The sequence below is a fragment of the Leifsonia shinshuensis genome (assembly GCF_013410375.1).
GTDB lineage: Bacteria > Actinomycetota > Actinomycetes > Actinomycetales > Microbacteriaceae > Leifsonia > Leifsonia shinshuensis.
This window is the reverse complement of the sequence record NZ_JACCFL010000001.1, coordinates 3,131,992-3,148,454: the sequence shown is the minus strand read 5'-3', so window position 1 is coordinate 3,148,454 and position 16,463 is coordinate 3,131,992. Positions and strand designations below refer to the sequence as shown.

Genomic DNA, 16,463 nt, shown 5'->3' with positions numbered 1-16,463 from the left:
CGTGCCGTCGCCTACAGCAACGTCTCCACGCCCAGCAGCACCCGGTCCCCGAGGCCGACGCCCTCGCGCCGGCGGACGTCGCCCTTGATCGCCACCACGTAGGCGCCGTCGGCGCTCTCCGGGAACACCGAGGTCGACCAGCGCGACCCGCCGAGCGTCACCATCACTTTGACCGAGCCCCAGCCGGCGGGCGGATGCGGCTGCAGCCGGATCTCCTCCGACACGTCGTCGGGAAGCCGGGCGAACACCCACAGGTCGCGCCGCGCCTCCCAGCGGAACAGCTCCGTCTCGAACTCGTAGCGCACACCGGCCATGACCCCAGCCTGCCACGGCCTCCCGACATCCGCCGGGCGCGCGACCGACGCACGATGCCCCTGCCCGGCGCGCGGCCTCCGGCGCTATCCTCGCAGCAACTGTGAGGAGGACCCATGCCAGCCACCCGTCCCGGCTCCGTGACGTTCGTCGCCGTGCTCACCTACATCGACGGAGTCCTCGGCATCATCGGCGGGGTGGTCATCCTCTTCACCCGCGACCAGATGGTGCGCGCGTCGGACGCGGGCGCGGTCGCCGGGATCACCACCTCGGCCATCCTCTCGATCATCCTGGGCATCGTGGTCCTGATCGTCGCCCGCGGCCTCCTGAGCGGCAGCCGGTTCGCGCGCGGACTGGTCACGGTCGTCATGATCCTCAACGCGGTCAGCGGCGTGATCCTGCTGTTCAGCCTGCAGTTCTTCAGCGGGATCCTCGAGATCCTCTGGGCCGTGGTCATCCTGTCGCTGCTTTACACGCAGCGCGCCAACACCTTCTTCGCGAGCCGCGGCTGAGCCCGTCGCGCCGGGCTGTCGGCGCGATCGGACAGAATGGGAGGTGGCGCCGAAGCCCGGCGTCCCCGACCGACCCGAAAGGCTGTGGCCATGCGCTGGCCGAACTGGCTGAGGAAGCGCACGGAGAAGACCGTGCGCACGCGTCCCTTCGACGAGGACGCCCTGCCGGAGACCGCCGCGCCCACGCTGGAGCAGACGGTCGAGGAAGGTATGCTCCTGGCGGAATACGCCACCCGGATGGCCGTCAAGAACCACATCGTGGTGGACACCCTGCAGTACGGCAACGACTTCGACCCCGCCCGGCACACCGGCGAGGCGGCGCACCTGCTGCGCGAGCTCGCCTCCGAACAGGGGGAGGCCGCCGGCCGGATCGACGCGGATCTGGAGGTCGCCCAGGGCCTGCGCGGCGACGCGACCCACCCGCACGACTACCGCGACGTCGACGTGGCGAACCTGCGGCTGCGCAGGGACGCGGCGGTCGCGCTGGCGAGCGCGCTGCGGGCCAAGGCGGACTCGGAGGACGAGCTGCTGGCCCTGGTCGAGCGCGGCCGGGTGGACGCCTGGGACGAGGTCGGCCGCGCGATCGAGGCGGGGCTGGACGCGTTCTCCGGCGTCGAGGCGCTGAAGGCCGACTACGAGCGGGAGAAGCCGGCGAGGCTCAAGCTGCTGATCTGGCGCGACCTGGCCCGGCTGCAAGAGGAGCGCACCGGGTACTGACGCTCGCGTCTCTCGGGAACCGCGCCCCTGAAGACAGATCTGCTCCATCGCCCGGTTGAGATATTTGAGATGGATGTGGTTAGAGTCGCCATGAAATCGTTTCATCGGTTCGGATCTCAACGAGGAGCCAGCATGAGTGAATCAACCACTGTCGGTACGCACGCGACTGCACCCCGGCCCACACGCGGAGTCTCGGTCGTCGTCATTGCCGTCGTCGCGGCTATCTTCGCGATCGGGGCCACGGCGCCCCCAGCGAACGCGGCCGAGGTTGCGGAGTCGAGCTATGAGCTCACCATCGGCGGCGAGACCATCACCTTCGCGGAGGGTGAGACGGTCACGGTCGGTATGGAGCGGATCGCTCCGGACGAAGCTGCTGCTGGGACCTTGTCGCGCGCTGTGTTCAGCGGCAACGCAGGAACGCTGACAGTCACCGGTTCGAATGGTGCGTTCCGCTATGGAATCGCGATGTCCATCCCGGTGACGACCTTCGTGGGAGTCTTCACGGTGACTGACATCTCCCACGGCGGATCTGGGGGTAGGAGCCCGGTCGTCGGATTCTCCGGCTCCGTCCCCACCAGCAACTTGCGCGGCCACACATACAGCGGCGTTCTCGAAGGCACGGCATTCCTTCTGGGCGCGGCCGTTGCCAAGACCATGCCGATCTACACGACGTTCAAGAACTAGCGAAACCCTGGCATCGCGTGCGTGAATCGGAGCACGCACAGCGTGTTCGAGCGGCACCGGGTGCGCGGTGCGAGGGCGACGCGGGAAGGGAATCATCGATGGGCGGAACGAGCTTCAACACCGTGGCCGAGCTGCGGCGCATCGTCGCGCAGGGCCGCGTCTCAGAGACCGCGCTGGAGGCGATCACAGGAATCGCCGGGGAACGCCTTGGGGCAGTCCTCGCGGAGTCGAATCGTTACGAGGTGGGGATGTCAGCGGCGGCGTTCCCGCTCTCAAGTGACGAAAGCACTCGCTTATCGGTTCTTGCAGCGCAACTGATCCAGGGGATGGAGATCGGAGACGACGAACGCCTGAAGGCGATTCTCGAAGGGCTGACCATCGAGTTCAAGCTGACGACACTCAACCTTGCCCTGCTCACCGGTACGAACCTGGATGACATCGAGGCCTGTCTCGTCGATCCGGCGGCGGTGGCTCCCGAGCGGAAGTATCCGCTTGCTGTCCGGGCCTCCTATCTGAGCCTCGCAATCGCTAATGCCCGACCCTATTGACCCCGCAGCGCGACCGGCGGCACCAGCGTCCCGACCTCGGTGCGCACCCAGCGGTCCCCGGTCGCGCGCTTCTCGGCGCGCGTGGCGAAGCGGTACAGGAACATCCGCGCCCGCACCGAGCGCGGAGCCTCCCCGCCGAACGGGTCCTCGCGGAGCAGCCGGAGCGTCGGCCGGTCCGCCTCCAGCAGGCGCAGCAGGAACACCTCGAACCACGGCGAGTCCCGCGAGCCCAGCGCGAGGAACCACATCAGCCAGTCCAGCCGCAGATGGTACGGCGCGTACTGCCGCGGCAGCCGCCGCACGTCGCCCGGCTTGCCCTTGAAGCCGTACTCGCGCCACTCGGCGCCGGCGGCGTGCGGGTCGTCGGCCGTGCCCTCCACCACCACCTCGTAGCGCTCCTTGGTGACGCTCCCGAACGCGCCGTAGGCGTTGACCAGGTGCCAGCGGTTGAAGCTCGCGTTCATCAGCTGCCGGCGGCGGAACAGGTTCCGCAGGGGCCACCAGCTGAGCGCCACCAGGAACGCGCTCACCAGCAGCGCGACGACCGCGTACCAGAGCGGCACCTCCGCCGCGCCGATGCCGCCGTGGATCGCGCCGCCGCTGATCCAGCGCCACGCGCCGTCGCTGACGCCCGCGAAGGCCAGCACGATGGTGATCCAGTTCAGCCAGGCGAAGTTGCCGGTCGCCACCAGCCAGAGCTGGGTGAGAATGACGACCGCGGCAGCGGCGCTCGCCACCGGCTGCGGGAGGAACAGCAGCCACGGAACGACGAGCTGTGCGAAGTGGTTGCCCAGCACCTCCACGCGATGCCACCACCTCGGCAGCAGGTGCGCGGTCCGGGAGAGCGGGTTCGGCATCGGCTGGGTCTCGTGGTGGTAGTACAGCGCGGTCAGGTCGCGCCAGGAGCGGTCGCCGCGCATCTTGATCATCCCGGCGCCGAACTCCAGCCGGAACACCAGCCAGCGCAGCAGGAAGACGATCGTGATCGGGGGAGCGGTGTCCCAGGCGCCGAGGAAGGCGACGGTGAAGCCGGCCTCGCAGATCAGGCTCTCCCAGCCGAAGCCGTAGAAGGTCTGCCCGATGTTCACGATGGAGAGGTACAGGAACCAGATCACGAGGAAGACCGGCACGAACACGTAGGACGGGGCGAGCTGCAGCACCCCGACGACGACCAGGGCGGCCAGGACGGCTCCGGTCCAGGCGACGGCGAGCAGCAGCCGGTCGGAGTACCGCCACCGGAACAGCGTCGGCTGGCGCCTGGCGTAGGTCAGCCGCAGGAAGCGCGGCGCGGGCAGGAGGCCGTGCTCGCCGAGGAGGGCGGGGAACTGCGCGACGGCCGAGAGGAACGCCACGACGTAGAGTGCCGCGACCCCGCGCTGCAGGATCTCGCGCGCGATCGTGTAGTCGGTCCCGGCCAGCCAGCCCAACGCGTCCATCGGACCTCACGGTACGCTCGCCGCGGCGGAGGGCGAACGCCGGATCGGCCCGGTCGGCCGCTTCCCTGATGGAGGGGAGGCTAGGCCGCCAGCTCCGCGTCCAACCGGATGGCCCGGTGGTCCGACGCGCCGGCGGGGAGCACGTCCACCCGGTCCACGTCGAAGCCGGTGGAGGTCACGAAGTCGAAGTACCCGCTGAAGAACTTGTACCGCAGGTAGGTCGGCTCGTCGCTGCGCTTGAGCGTGTAGCCGGACGTGGTCAGATGCCGCTCCAGGCCGCGGATGAACCACGGGTAGTTGAAGTCGCCGACCATGATCGCGGGTGTCTCCGGCGCGAGCGACCGCATCCCTTCGTGGGCGGCGGCGATCTGCTTGCGGCGCAGCGAGTTGGAGGCCGTGAGCGGTGCGGCGTGGAACGATCCGAGCAGCACGCGCTCCCCGGAGTCGCGGTCGCGCAGCAGCGCTGCGAGCAGCCGCTCGTTGGCGGGGGCGAGGACCCGGTCGTGGAGGGACTTCTGCACGGCGAAGACCTGTGTGTCCAGCACCTCCCAGCGCTCGTCGCGCACGTAGACGGCGAGCCCGAGCCGGTTGGCCTTGGTGGTGTCGGCGAGCTGGAGGTCGTGCAGGCGGGGCGCGAGCGCCTCGCTGTCGCACTCCTGCAGACACAGCGCGTCGGCGTCGTACGTCTTGGCGATGTCCTCGAGTTCGTGACCGGCGGCGTGCTTGCGCAGGTTGTAGCTGATGATCCTCAGGGCCCCGCACCTCCTCGCGTCGTAACGTCGCCGGGCAACACCCGGTCACCGCTCATTGTGGCCCAACCATCATGCTGCACAACGAGGACCGATCGTATCCCACACGGAATTCACACCCTGGTCATCGCCCGTTGGGCCGGTACGGTGGTCGCATGGCAGGCGACGCAGTCACCCTCCGGGTCCCCGGTCCGCACGGCGAGCGCGAGGTGCGCATCTCCAGCCCGGGCAGGGTGCTCTACCCCGAGCTCGGCATCACCAAGCTCGACCTGGCGAACTACCTCGTCGAGGTGGGGGAGGCCTTTGTCCGGGCCAACGGCGACCGGCCGCTGTCGCTGCAGCGTTTCCCGGACGGGATCGACGGCGAGCAGTTCTTCTCCAAGAACCCGCCGCGCGGCACGCCGGACTACGTGCGCTCGGTCATGGTCGTCTACCCGAGCGCCCGGTCGCACCCGCAGCTGGTGATTGACGAGCCCGCGGCCGCCGTGTGGGCGGCGCAGATGAACACGGTGGTCTTCCACCCGTGGCCGTCGCGGGCGGAGGACTCCGACAACCCGGACCAGCTCCGCATCGACCTCGACCCGCAGCCGGGCACGGACTTCACCGATGCGATCCCCGCCGCGATCGAGCTGCGCTCCGTGCTGTCGGAGGCCGGGCTGGAGGCGTACATCAAGACCTCGGGCAACCGCGGCCTGCACGTCTTCGCGCCGATCGAGCCGAAGCGGGAGTTCCTGGACGTCCGGCACGCCGTCATTGCGGCGGCGCGCGAGCTGGAGCGGCGGATGCCCGATCGGGTGACCACGGCGTGGTGGAAGGAGGAGCGCGGCGAGAAGGTGTTCGTCGACTTCAACCAGGCCAACCGCGACCGCACGATGGCGGGAGCGTACAGCCCACGGGCGCTGGCCCACGCGCCGGTCTCCACGCCGGTGACCTGGGACGAGCTCCCGGAGGTCGACCCGCGCGACTTCACGGTGCGCAGCGTCCCGGAGCGCCTGCGCGGCACGGGAGACCCGTGGCAGGACTTCGGCGAGCGCCCCGGCACGATCGACGCCCTGCTGGAGTGGTGGCAGCGCGACCTCGACAACGGCCTCGGCGAGCTGCCCTTCCCGCCCGACTACCCCAAGATGCCCGGCGAGCCCCCACGCGTCCAGCCCAGCCGAGCCAAAAAGCCGTGACCTCCCCGCACCCGCCGACCCGCCGACCCGCCGAGTACGCAGAGAATCAGCCGGAAACAGCCGAGTACGTCGATAATCTGCGTACTCGACGGTTTCCGGCTGAATTTGTGCGTACTCGCGAGGTTGCGGGTGGGTGGGGGCGGGGTCAGGACATGACGTCGGCGAGGTCGTAAGCGATGGGGCGGTCGAGCTGGTCGTAGGTGCAGGAGGCCGCGTCGCGGTCGGGGCGCCAGCGCTCGAACTGCGCGGTGTGCCGGAAGCGCCAGCCCTCCATCTGGTCGTAGCGCACCTCCATGACCCGCTCCGGGCGCAGGCGCACGAACGAGACCTCCTTGCTGGCCGAGAACCGGCTGCGCTCGGTCTCGCCGGTCACCGCGGCGCCGCTGTCGTCGCGCTCGACCAGCGGCGCCAGGTCGTCGACGAGCTGGAGCCGCACCTTGTCGCTGAACGCGGAGACGCCGCCCACGTTGCGCAGCACGCCGTCCTCGCCGTAGAGCCCGACCAGGAGCGAGCCGACGCCCTGGCCGCTCTTGTGCACCCGGTAGCCGAGCACGACCACGTCGGCCGTGCGGTGGTGCTTGATCTTGAGCATGGTCCGCTTGTTGGGCGCGTAGACGCCGTCCAGCGGCTTCGCGACCACGCCGTCGAGCCCTGCGCCCTCGAACTCGACCAGCCACCGGCGGGCGCGCTCGGTGTCGACGGTGGTGCGGGTGACCTTGATGGGGTCGGGGAGGGCGCCGGCGAACTCCTCCAGCGCCGCCCGCCGCTCCGCGAACGGGCGGTCCAGGTAGGAGTCGGCGCCGAGCGCGAGCAGGTCGAACGCGACGAAGGTGGCCGGGGTCTGCTCGGAGAGCAGCTTCACCCGGCTGGCGGCCGGGTGGATGCGCTGCGACAGGGCCTCCCAGTCGAGCCGCTGCGCGCCGGGCTCGCCGGTCGGCACCACGATCTCGCCGTCCAGGACGCACGGACCGGGCAGCAGCTCGCGGAACGCCGCGACCAGTTCCGGGAAGTAGCGGGTGAGCATCTTGGACCCGCGGCTGCCGATCTCGACGGCGCCGATGGTGCCGTCGCCGGCGTCGTCGGCGTAGACGATGGCGCGGAAGCCGTCCCATTTCGGCTCGAAGCTCAGCCCGCCCGGCACGCTGTCCTGGTCGGGCACGGCGGGGACCGCCTTGGCGAGCATCGGGGCGACAGGGGACTCGGAGGTCGGACGCATGTCTCGATCATGCCGTGAGCGGGGGCCGACCGGAAGGGCGGCGGCGTCCCGGTGCGGCGCCCTGCTCCCGGCGGGGGTTAGGTAAGCCTCGCCTATAATCGAACAGCCATGTACCGCCCCGACCACGCCACCCACACCGCATCGACCGCGCACAACGACGACCGCGTCCAGTTCCTGGTCGTCGGCGACGAGACGTCGCTGGCCGAGCTGGAGGCCGAGCTCGCCCTGTTGCCGCTCTGCGCGCGCGGCCGCGTGTTCGTGGAGGTCGCCGAGCAGAGCGCGATCGTGCCGCTGACCGCGCCGATCCGGATGACGGTCACCTGGCTGGTGCGCGCTCAGCGCTCCGGCCGGCCGGGGACGGCGGCGCGCTGCGCGCCGGGCGAGGCCGCCGTGCGCGCGGTCCGCGCCTGGAGCGCCGAGATGCTGTGCGACGGCCCCGGCCGCACGCGCGCGATCGTGACCGGGTCCTGGTCGCTGGAGACCGACGTGCGCGAGCTCCTGGTCGACGAGGCCGGCATGGACGCGGCCGCGATCAGCCCCGCACCGCGACTCCCATGAGCCCCTCGCTCAGCGCCCACAGGTCGCGGCCGAGCTGGGGGTCCTTGGCCTGGGCGCTGACCCGGCCGTTGGCCGTGAACCGGTCGAAGTAGGTCCCGCTCGGCGCCCCGACCGGCACCGGGCCGGCGAGCCGTTCGAGCGGAGCGGCGCCCGCCTCCGGCGTGACGCCGTACCGGCCCCCGGTGACCGCGCCGCCGAACCGGATGAGCGGCGAGCTGGAGCCGAACCGGGTCACGACGGTGCCGGGGTGGAACGAGTAGGCCGTCACGCCCGTGCCGGTCAGCCGCTCCGCGAGCTCGACCGCGAACAGGATGGTCGCGATCTTGGCCGTGCCGTACGCCCGCCAGCCGCCGCGCCAGCGCCGCCGCTCCCAGTCCAGGTCGTCCAGCCGGAGGCGCCCGAACAGGTTGGCCATGCTGGCCGTCGACACGACGCGGACGTCCCGGCCCGACGCGGCCGTCTCCTCGAGGCGCGGCCGGAGCAGGTGGGTGAGCAGGAAGGGCGCGAGGTGGTTGAGCTGGATGGTGCGCTCGTGCCCGTCCACCGTGACGCGTCGCTCGTGGTACAGCCCGCCCGCGTTGTTGGCGAGGACGTCGATGTGCTCGTAGCGCTGGAGGAGGGCGTCCGCGAGGGCGCGCACGTCGTCCAGCCGCTCGAAGTCGGCGAGGAAGGCCGTCGCCCCGATGCGCTCGGCCACGGCCCGTGTGCGCTCGGGATCGCGGCCCACCACCGCGACGTCGTCCCCGGCCGCGGCCAGCCGTGCCGCCGCTACCTCGCCGATGCCCGAGCTGGCTCCCGTCACGATCACGGTGCGCCGCGCCGGGCCAGAGGATGCGGGGCCGGAGGATGCCGGGCGCAACGATGTCGGACGCGCGGCTTCGGGGCGCGTCGGTTCGGGGTCCGCTTCCCGGCTCATCGGTAGCCGCCCTTCTCGAGGCCCGCCTCGATTTCGAATCGGTTGCGCAGCGGGTCGCGTCCCGCCAGGAGGTAGAGGAACGGGAAGAGCATCCCGTAGCGCTGCCACTGCCGCTTGTGCACGGCTTCGTGCTCGAGCACGTCGTCGCTGACGTTCCGGTCGGTGAGGTAGCACGCGCCGACGCAGGAGCCGCCGCGGCCGAAGGTGCGCCGGGGCATGCCGCGGAACACGAACAGGCCCGCCCGCCGCTCGACCCTGCCGGTGCTCCAGACGAAGCCCCAGACCAGGCCGACCGCGGTCGCGTACAGGTAGCCGAGCCGGCTGATCGGGGAGTCGAGGAACAGCACGGTGAGCCCGCGCGCCGCTGCCGGGCGTTCCGGCTCCGCTGTGGGCGCCGTCACTCCGCCGGCCTGCCGTAGGTCTCGAGCAGCCGCAGCCAGACCTCGCTGACCGTGGGGTAGGACGGCACCGCGTGCCAGAGCCGCTGCAGCGGCACCTCCCCGACGATCGCGATCGTCGCGGAGTGCAGGAGCTCTCCCACGTCCTGACCGACGAAGGTCGCGCCCAGGACGACGCCGCGGTCCTCGTCGACGACCATGCGCGCCATGCCGTCGTAGTCGTCGGCGAGCACGTAGGCGCCGCTCACGGAGCCGATCGGGTAGTCCACCACGCGGATCCGGTAGCCAGCCTTGTCCGCCGCGGCGGCCGTGAGCCCCACGGACGCGACCTCCGGTTCGGTGAAGGTGACCTGGGGGACGGCCTGGTGGTCGGCGGTCGCGACGAACGCCCCCCAGGGCGCCAGCGAGACCTCACGGCCCTTCGCCCGGGCGGCGATCGCGTCTCCCGCCGCGCGGGCCTGGTACTTGCCCTGGTGCGTCAGGAGCGCACGGTGGTTGACGTCGCCCGCGGCATACAGCCAGCCGCCGTCCACCGGCTCTCCGGCCGCGTCGAGCACCCGCATGCTGTCGTCGACGGTCAGCCAGCCGCCGTCCTCCAGGCCGAACGCCTCGAGACCGAGCCCGGAGGTGCGGGGGAGGCGGCCGGTCGCGACAAGCAGCTCGTCGGTCTCGACCACCGACCCGTCGCCGAGCCGGATGCGGAACCCGTCGTCGTCCGTCCGCTCGACGGACTCGGTCGTGACGCCGAGGTGGACGTGCGCGCCGAGCTCCTTCAGTCCGGCGGTCACGCGCTCGCCGGCGAACGGCTCCGCGCCGCCGAGCAGCCCGCTGCGGGCGATCAGGTGAACCTCGGTGCCGAAGCCCGCATAGGCGGTCGCCATCTCCGTGCCGACCGTGCCGCCGCCGAGGATCGCGAGCGAGACGGGAACGCGCTGCACGCTGGTGGCGTCGCGGCTCGTCCACGGCTCGCTGTCGCGCAGACCAGGGATGTCGGGCAGCACGGCCGCGGAGCCGGTGCAGACCGCGACGGCGTGCCGCGCGGTCAGGACCGTGGTCGCGCCGTCCGGCCCCGTCACGGTGACCTCGCGCGGGCCGGAGACCGTCGCCCAGCCGCGGACCAGGTCGATGCCGGCGCCGTCGAGCCACTTCACCTGGCCGTCGTCGGTCCAGTCGCTCGTCATGTAGTCGCGGCGGCGGAGCACGGCGGCCACGTCGAGCGGCCCGGTGACGGCCTCTCTGGCCCCGCCGACCCGCTGCGCAGCCCGGAGTGCGGCTGCGGATCGCAGCAGCGTCTTCGACGGAATGCAGGCCCAGTACGAGCACTCGCCGCCGACCAGCTCCGCCTCGACGATCACCGTGCGCATCCCGCCCTGGGCGGCGCGGTCGGCGACGTTCTCACCGACCGTCCCTGCTCCGATGACGATCACGTCGTACTCCGTGGCTGCGGACATCTCTCCTCCTGCGTTCTCCTGCGACTGGAACTTCGTGCGACTGCTCGTGGACCGGCGGTGCGACGCTCTCGGCCGTCAGCGGCCGACGAACTCCGCCGTGCTGCGGGTGAGGAACGCCTGCATGCCGATGCCGGCGTCCTCGCTGGCGGCCAACCGGACCAGCGCCGGCTGCAGCGCGGCCTCGGCGGCGGCGTCGCCGTCGCGCACCGCGGTGACCGCGTTGGCGAGCGTGGCCTGCACGGCCAGGGGCGCCTGGGCGGCGATCCTGCCGGCGATGGCGAGCGCGGCGTCGAGCTGGTCGCCGTCGTCGACCACCTCCTGCACGAGGCCCATCCGGTACGCCTCGTCCGCGTCGAACGCGTCGCCCGTGAGGATGTAGCGCATGGCGTTGCCCCAGCCGGCGGAGCGCGGGAAGCGGATGGTCGCCCCGCCGAACGGCAGGATGCCGCGCCCGACCTCGATCTGGGCGAAGCGCGTCGAGCGCGCCGCCACCGCGACGTCCGCCGCGAGGATGAGCTCGATCCCCAGCGTGAGGCAGGTGCCCTGCACCGCCACCACCACCGGCTTGCGGACCCGCGGCCCGGACACGCCCCAGGGGTCGACGCCCGTCTCTCCGACGAACGACAGTCCCTCCGGGCCGATGCGCGGCCCCACGTCGGCGAGGTCGAGCCCGCCGGTGAAGTGGTCGCCGATCGCGTGCACCACGCCCACCCGGAGCTCCGGATCGCGGTCGAGCTCGCCGTAGGCCTCGGCCAGGGCGTTCAGCAGCTCGTAGTCGGCCGCGTTGCGCTTCTCGGGCCGGTTCAGGCCGATCAGCAGCAGGTGGCCCCGCCGTTCGGTCAGGATCTTCGGTTCGCTCATGCCTCTCAAGCTACCGGGGGGATCAGCGGACGTCATCCGGCGGCGCGGTATCCGTGGAAAGGTGGCGCGGCCCGTGATCTGTGGAGGAGCCGCCGCCGACCGCGCTCTCCGCCGCCTCGGCCCGCGCCGCGCCCTTCAGCGGCGCCGTCAAGCTGCCCAGCACGCGCAGGATGACGCCCAGGTCGCGGCCCGCCGCGTCCGGGGACTCCGGCGCGAACTCGGTCACGGCGGCCCCGGCGAGCTCGAACCGCGCCCGCAGCGCCCGGATGGCGTCGGTGAGCTGCTCCGGCGTCACGCCGAACGGCTCCGGGTACCCGATCCCCTCGATCGCGGAGGGGTCGAGCACGTCCAGGTCGACGTGCAGGTAGACGGCCGTCGCACCGGTCGCCTCCACGGCGCGCACCAGCGCCTGCGGGTCCTCGAACTCGCCGGGGGCGACCACGCGGATCCCCATGTGCTCCACGAACGCGGACTCGCCGTCGTCCAGCGCGCGGGTGCCCGCCAGCACCAGCTGCTCGTGATGCAGGCGCGCCGCGCCGGTCGCGGCGAGGCCGTCCGGCCCGTCGCCGAGGAGGGCGCGGACGACCATCCCGTGGAACGCGCCGGACGGCGACGTCGAGACGCTGTTGATGTCGCCGTGCGCGTCGAACCAGACGACGGTGACCGAGCCGGGCGGGTGCGACGCGACCGCGTGCTGCACGCCGGCGAGGTCGGAGCCGCAGTCGCCGCCGATCGTCACGACCGGCGCCTCCAGGACCGCGAGCTCCGCCGCGGCCAGTTCGCGCACCAGGCTGAGCGACGAGTACCGGAGCACGCCGGTGCCGAGGGCCTCGCCCGCCGCGGCCGGGACCGCCACGCTGTGCGTGGCGTTCGCCGGGAGGTCGCCGCGGATCGCGTCGGCCCCGTCGATCAGGCGCATCGCCCTGGACGAGCCGGAGCCCTGCCATTGCGGTACGACGAGGAACGATGCCGGACTCATCCTCTCTCCTTCCGTGTCGCCGCCGCGGCCGCGCTGCGCAGGCCGGAGGCGGTGAGGTGCTGGCCGTAGGCGGGCATGTCGCGCTCGAACCGCCAGCCCTCGGCGAGCGGCCCGAGGTCGACGACGTCGAAGCCGAACTCGTCGAGCAGCTCGGAGACGAGCGCCTTGGCGTCGGGGTCGTCGCCCGCGATCGCGAGGGCGCGCCGGCCGGGGGTGCCGGGCGGCGCGGCGTCGGCGGTGAGGTTCGCCGCGGGAATGTGGTTGAAGGCCTTCACCACGCTCGCCTGGGGCAGGATGCGCTGCAGCAGGCCGGACACCGTCTCGCGGCCGTCCTCCAGCTCCGGGATGACGCCGTCGCGGGCCGGGTAGTAGTTGCCGGTGTCGATCACGACCTTGCCGGCGAAGGCGTCCGGCGGCAGGGCGGCGATGGAGCGCAGCGGGATGGCGACGACGACGATGTCGCCGGCGCGGGCGGCCTCAGCCACCGTGGCGGCCCTGGCGTGCGGGCCGAGCTCGCCGATCAGCGCGGCCAGCGACTCCGGCGCCCGGGAGTTGCTCACCACGACGTCGTAGCCGTGGGCGATCCCGAGGCGGGCCAGCTGGCTGCCGATGCGGCCGGCCCCGACGAGCCCGAGTGTGGTCATGGTGCGGTCTTCCTCTCGTCCGCGTTCTGCTTCGCGCCGCGCCGTCGCCGGAGGACCAGCAGGAGCACGAGGGCGCCGATGACCAGGACGACGGCGAGGACGACCCAGAAGATCACCGCGCCGCCGCTGGCGCCGACCGCGGCGCCGAGGCCCTGCGCGGCGGCGACGGCGGCCGGCGTCCAGTCCTGGGTGCTCAGCTTGGGCTCGATCCGCGTCTGCTCGATCGAGGTCAGCTCGCGATCGCTGACCGGGCCGCTGCTGTCGCCGGAGAGGTAGTAGCCCTGACCGTCCGTCGCGACGGCGAGGAGGTAGTCGGTCGGGCCGAAGTCGTTGCGCGCGGCGGTCTCATTGGCCCAGTCCTCCGCGTCGGCCGGGTTCGTGAAGTGGTCGACGTAGGCGACGTAGAGCCGGATCCCGTGGTCCTTGTAGAGGGCGGAGGAGGCCGCCTCGATGGTGTCCACGTCGGCGTCGGAGAGCACGCTCGCCTGGTCGACGACGTGGCCGGAGCCGAAGTCGACCGGGTCCTGCGCCCGGGCGGCGCGGGCCGCGGACGCCGGCAGCGCCAGGGGAGCGGCGGCGACGCCGAGCGCGAGCAGCAGGGCGATGAGCGCGCGACGCCCGATCAGCGAAGGATGCACCGGCATTCACCCACTCTCCCGAGCTTTCCTGTCATCGAGCCGAGTCTATGAGCGGCGCTCCCGGCCTGTCACTGTTTCGACCTGTTACGCCCGCGGGTGCGCTCGGCGGCCGCCCGCCGCAGAATGGCTGTCATGTCTCCGGCCGCCCGCACCCTCGCCGTCGTCGAGGCGACGCGCTTCCGCGGGCACGACCCGGAGTACCACGCCTACGTTCAGGTGCTCGTCGGGGGAGTCGTCCGAGCGGCGGAGGCCGACGGCTGGACGGTCTCCCGGCTGGCGGCCGACGCCGGAACCGACTCCCTGCTCGCGGCGACCGAGCGCGCGGACGCGGTCGTGATCGTCGGCGGCGAGGACATCGCGCCGCGCTTCTACGGCGGCGCCGGAGGCTACCCGCACGAGAGCCTGCACCGCGAGACCGCCGACGCCGCCCAGCTCGCGCTCGTGCACCGCGCGATCGAGCGCGGCGTCCCGCTGCTCGGCATCTGCCGCGGCCTGCAGATCGTCAACGTCGCGCTCGGCGGCACCCTCGTCCAGGACCTCGGCGAGTCGGACCACGTGCGCCGCGGCGTGCCGATCCCCGAGGTGCTGACCACCCATCCCGTCCTCCTGGAGCCCGACAGCCGGGTGGAGGAGCTGCTCGGCGGCCCGGTGGTCGCCGTCCGCAGCGCGCACCACCAGGCCGTCGACGTCCTCGGCGCCGGCCTGCGCGTCACCGGCCGGGCGCCGGACGGCCACGTCGAGGCGATCGAGCACGAGACCGCGCCGATCCTCGGTGTGCAGTGGCACCCGGAGGATCCCGCAGCGCCCGCCGGGCAGCTCGCCGCGCTGCTGGGCGCGCTGCGCGTGCCGGCCCGCGCCGCCTCCCTCGCCGCCTGAGCGACGCTGCGTCAGGGCGTCCAGCACATTCGCCACGAATGTCCCGAATGGCGCCGCGATACGCGACATTCGTCACGAATGTTTCGGGCCCCCTCCACGGAGGATTCGCGGGTCGCGTCAGGAGGTCCAGCCGTCGTCGCCGACGAGCGGCACGAACGCCACCGCGCCGAGGTTGCGCTCGTGCAGGGCGCCGTCCGGTCCGCGCTCGAAGACGGCCAGGTGCTGCGCGCCGCCCGGATGCCCCACCGGCATCACGATCCGGCCGCCCGGCGCCAGCTGCTGCGGCCACGCCCGCGGCACCGCCGGCCCCGTGGCGGCCGCGACGATCGCGTCGTAGGGCGCGCCGGCCGGCCAGCCGAGCGTCCCATCGCCGGTGACGACGTTCACGCGGTAGCCGAGGGCCTCCAGCGTGGCCGCCGCCGTCACGGCGAGGTCGGGATGGCGTTCGATGCTGACGACGCGGTGGCCGAGCTCGGCGGCGACGGCCGCCGCGTAGCCCGAGCCGGTGCCGACGTCGAGCACCACGTCCTCCGGCCCGATCCTCGCCGCCTCCAGCATGAGCGCGACGATGTACGGCTGGGAGATCGTCTGGCCGTCGCCGATCGGCATCGGATGGTCCTCGTAGGCGTACCGCTCCGCGCCCTCCGGGACGAACTCGTGCCGCGGCACACGCCGCATCGCATCGAGCACGCGCTGGTCCTCGATCCCGCGGAGGGCGAGCTGCTCCTCGACCATCCGTTCGCGTTCGGCGGTGAATTCCCTGTTCGTACCGCTATTGAACCACCGCGGCCCGCCGGTCCTGAAGGCTCGATGTCGCGGTGTCCAGGGCCTCCTGGGAGGCTCCGGCCGCCTCCAGCGCGAGCAGCGCGGCCCCGAGGATCGGCGCCGCCGTGACCAGCCGGATGCGGGCGAGCGGAGCGCGGGCGGAGAGCCGGCGCTCGATCCCAGAGAGCAGCCGCTCGTCGCGCGCGCCGATCACGCCGCCGCCGAGCACGACGGGCACCTCGCGGTCCAGCAACCCGAGCCGCCGGAGCGTGGTCACGGCGAACACCACGATCTCCTCCGCCTGCCGGTCGACCAGGTCCTGCGCCACCACGTCGCCCGCGCGCGAGGCCGCGAGCACAGCCGGCGCGATCCGGGAGAGGTCGCTGCTCGGGATGCGCTGGAAGTGCAGCGCCTCGATCACGGCCGGGATGTCCGCCAGCCCGTAGATCGGCGGGATGGCCTCCGCCAGGGCGGTGGCGGAGCCGCGGCCGTCGACGGCGCGCGCCGCGTGCCAGAGCGCCTGCTCGCCGAGGTGCCAGCCGCCGCCCCAGTCGCCGGAGGTCATCCCCAGCGACGGGTAGCGCACCACGGCGCCGTCGGCGCGCACGCCGACGCAGTTGATGCCGGTGCCGCAGACGACGGCGACCGCGTCGGGCTCGCTGGTGCCGGCGCGCAGCAGCGCGAACAGGTCGTTGTCGACCACCGCGTCCGCCCACGCGTAGCCTGCGATGCCCGCGCGGAACTCGGCCTCCTCGGCGGGGAGGTCCAGCCCGGACAGGTAGATGTTGGCGGCCGCGATCGGGCGCGGGCCGGTCTCGGCCAGCAGGCGCTCGATCAGCTCGTCGACGAGGGCGGCGGTCGCCGTCATCCCGATCAGGTGCGGGCTGGAGGTCGCGCCGCGCGCGGTGGCCGCGACCGTGCCGTCGAGCTCGAGCGCGACCGCGTCGGTCTTCGAGCCGCCGCCGTCGACCGCGATCACGATCGGGGGCGCCGGATCACCGGACGCCGGATCACCTGCCGCCGTCAAA

Annotated in this window: 19 protein-coding genes and 1 pseudogene; 7 read left to right on the top strand and 13 right to left on the bottom strand. The window is 72.5% G+C overall.

The features are described 5' to 3' along the window. Positions 1–11: 11 nt before the first annotated feature. Positions 12–314, bottom strand: a complete 303-nt coding sequence (locus HNR13_RS15320; protein WP_179607131.1) for a DUF1905 domain-containing protein — start codon at positions 312–314, stop codon at positions 12–14. A gap of 114 nt (positions 315–428) precedes the next feature. Between HNR13_RS15320 and HNR13_RS15315 the strand changes: the two genes are divergently transcribed. From HNR13_RS15315 to HNR13_RS15300, 4 genes are all read left to right on the top strand, one after another. Continuing rightward, positions 429–824 (top strand): DUF7144 family membrane protein, encoded by a 396-nt coding sequence (locus HNR13_RS15315; protein WP_179607129.1) that lies wholly within the window; start codon positions 429–431, stop codon positions 822–824. A gap of 90 nt (positions 825–914) precedes the next feature. Further along, entirely contained in the window at positions 915–1,541 is a 627-nt protein-coding gene (locus HNR13_RS15310; RefSeq protein ID WP_179607127.1) for a hypothetical protein, read from the top strand. Positions 1,542–1,673: 132 nt separating this feature from the next. After that, positions 1,674–2,225: a hypothetical protein gene (locus HNR13_RS15305; protein WP_179607125.1), complete on the top strand. Its 552-nt coding sequence runs from the start codon at positions 1,674–1,676 to the stop codon at positions 2,223–2,225. Positions 2,226–2,323: 98 nt separating this feature from the next. Beyond that, the gene (locus tag HNR13_RS15300; protein ID WP_179607123.1) at positions 2,324–2,773 is read left to right on the top strand and encodes an HTH domain-containing protein; all 450 of its coding nucleotides are present in this window, start codon (positions 2,324–2,326) and stop codon (positions 2,771–2,773) included. On the opposite strand, the gene HNR13_RS15295 is transcribed toward HNR13_RS15300, so the two are convergent. Beyond that, on the bottom strand, positions 2,767–4,209 hold the full coding sequence (locus HNR13_RS15295) for a lipase maturation factor family protein (RefSeq protein ID WP_179607121.1): 1,443 nt from the start codon (positions 4,207–4,209) through the stop codon (positions 2,767–2,769). The genes HNR13_RS15300 and HNR13_RS15295 overlap by 7 nt on opposite strands. Before the next feature lie 80 nt (positions 4,210–4,289). Next, a complete protein-coding gene (locus HNR13_RS15290; RefSeq protein ID WP_343063669.1) occupies positions 4,290–4,940 on the bottom strand; it encodes an endonuclease/exonuclease/phosphatase family protein in 651 nt (216 codons plus the stop codon). A 173-nt stretch (positions 4,941–5,113) separates the two neighbouring features. On the opposite strand from HNR13_RS15290, the gene ligD reads away from it, so the two are divergent. Further along, positions 5,114–6,133 carry a non-homologous end-joining DNA ligase gene (gene ligD, locus HNR13_RS15285; RefSeq protein WP_179607119.1) on the top strand — a complete coding sequence of 340 codons (1,020 nt, stop codon included), beginning with the start codon at positions 5,114–5,116 and terminating at the stop codon, positions 6,131–6,133. Positions 6,134–6,278: 145 nt separating this feature from the next. Here the strand turns inward: ligD and HNR13_RS15280 are convergent, their stop codons facing one another. After that, positions 6,279–7,349, bottom strand: coding sequence for an ATP-dependent DNA ligase (locus tag HNR13_RS15280; protein ID WP_179607117.1), 1,071 nt, complete (start codon positions 7,347–7,349; stop codon positions 6,279–6,281). 108 nt (positions 7,350–7,457) lie between these two features. On the opposite strand from HNR13_RS15280, the gene HNR13_RS15275 reads away from it, so the two are divergent. After that, positions 7,458–7,907, top strand: a complete 450-nt coding sequence (locus HNR13_RS15275; RefSeq protein WP_179607115.1) for an SIP domain-containing protein — start codon at positions 7,458–7,460, stop codon at positions 7,905–7,907. Here the strand turns inward: HNR13_RS15275 and HNR13_RS15270 are convergent. The 7 genes from HNR13_RS15270 to HNR13_RS15240 form a co-directional block, all read right to left on the bottom strand. Continuing rightward, complete coding sequence (locus HNR13_RS15270) at positions 7,882–8,709, bottom strand: SDR family NAD(P)-dependent oxidoreductase (protein WP_343063577.1); 828 nt, start codon at positions 8,707–8,709, stop codon at positions 7,882–7,884. The two genes, HNR13_RS15275 and HNR13_RS15270, sit on opposite strands and share 26 nt — an antisense overlap. A gap of 110 nt (positions 8,710–8,819) precedes the next feature. Beyond that, on the bottom strand, positions 8,820–9,224 hold the full coding sequence (locus HNR13_RS15265) for a Fe-S oxidoreductase (protein ID WP_382313465.1): 405 nt from the start codon (positions 9,222–9,224) through the stop codon (positions 8,820–8,822). Then, positions 9,221–10,672: a dihydrolipoyl dehydrogenase family protein gene (locus HNR13_RS15260; RefSeq protein WP_179607111.1), complete on the bottom strand. Its 1,452-nt coding sequence runs from the start codon at positions 10,670–10,672 to the stop codon at positions 9,221–9,223. The genes HNR13_RS15265 and HNR13_RS15260 overlap by 4 nt, the downstream gene beginning before the upstream one ends. 75 nt (positions 10,673–10,747) lie before the next feature. Further along, the gene (locus HNR13_RS15255; protein WP_179607109.1) at positions 10,748–11,533 is read right to left on the bottom strand and encodes a crotonase/enoyl-CoA hydratase family protein; all 786 of its coding nucleotides are present in this window, start codon (positions 11,531–11,533) and stop codon (positions 10,748–10,750) included. Positions 11,534–11,555: 22 nt separating this feature from the next. Further along, positions 11,556–12,512, bottom strand: coding sequence for an arginase family protein (locus HNR13_RS15250; RefSeq protein WP_179607107.1), 957 nt, complete (start codon positions 12,510–12,512; stop codon positions 11,556–11,558). Then, on the bottom strand, positions 12,509–13,156 hold the full coding sequence (locus HNR13_RS15245; protein ID WP_179607105.1) for an NADPH-dependent F420 reductase: 648 nt from the start codon (positions 13,154–13,156) through the stop codon (positions 12,509–12,511). Before HNR13_RS15245 ends, HNR13_RS15250 begins: the two co-directional genes overlap by 4 nt. Next, complete coding sequence (locus HNR13_RS15240; RefSeq protein ID WP_179607104.1) at positions 13,153–13,800, bottom strand: TPM domain-containing protein; 648 nt, start codon at positions 13,798–13,800, stop codon at positions 13,153–13,155. Before HNR13_RS15240 ends, HNR13_RS15245 begins: the two co-directional genes overlap by 4 nt. Positions 13,801–13,926: 126 nt before the next feature. Here HNR13_RS15240 and HNR13_RS15235 point away from each other — a divergent pair, with 126 nt between their 5' ends. Continuing rightward, entirely contained in the window at positions 13,927–14,670 is a 744-nt protein-coding gene (locus HNR13_RS15235; RefSeq protein ID WP_179607102.1) for a gamma-glutamyl-gamma-aminobutyrate hydrolase family protein, read from the top strand. Positions 14,671–14,787: 117 nt separating this feature from the next. Here the strand turns inward: HNR13_RS15235 and HNR13_RS15230 are convergent. Together HNR13_RS15230 and HNR13_RS15225 are read right to left on the bottom strand one after the other, a co-directional pair. Further along, positions 14,788–15,414, bottom strand: a pseudogene (locus HNR13_RS15230) (protein-L-isoaspartate(D-aspartate) O-methyltransferase); the annotation flags it as partial. Positions 15,415–15,442: 28 nt separating this feature from the next. Beyond that, positions 15,443–16,462, bottom strand: a complete 1,020-nt coding sequence (locus HNR13_RS15225; RefSeq protein ID WP_246312782.1) for an N-acetylglucosamine kinase — start codon at positions 16,460–16,462, stop codon at positions 15,443–15,445. Between the last annotated feature and the right edge of the window lies 1 nt (position 16,463).